This window comes from Pseudomonas sp. 2995-3, from assembly GCF_002742565.1.
Lineage (GTDB): Bacteria > Pseudomonadota > Gammaproteobacteria > Pseudomonadales > Pseudomonadaceae > Aquipseudomonas > Aquipseudomonas edaphica.
This window is the reverse complement of the sequence record NZ_LJSB01000034.1, coordinates 1-299: the sequence shown is the minus strand read 5'-3', so window position 1 is coordinate 299 and position 299 is coordinate 1. Positions and strand designations below refer to the sequence as shown.

General features: G+C 34.8%; 1 protein-coding gene. It reads right to left on the bottom strand.

What is annotated here, in order from left to right; genetic code table 11:
* Positions 1–299: GNAT family N-acetyltransferase (locus AOA62_RS00125; protein WP_143521700.1), on the bottom strand; the 299-nt coding region annotated here is incomplete at both ends.

Sequence of the window (299 nt, the reverse complement as noted above, 5' to 3'; positions counted from 1 at the left end):
TCCCATTCGTTTTTTAACAATGAATAAACATAAGTATCAAAAGACTTTCCATATTGATACATATAATCTCTCAAAATACCTTCTCTTTGAAAACCCATTTTGGAGAGCAATTGATTGGATGCTTGATTTTCAATAAAGACAACGGCACCAATTCTATTCAAGTCTAGACCTTCAAATCCATAGGAAATGACCTCTTTAACCGCTTCCGAAGTATAACCTTTCCTCCAAAAATCGGGATGAATCTCATAACCAATCTCAGCTCTTCTATGTTTTGGAATCCATGCATTGAAGCCTATTGT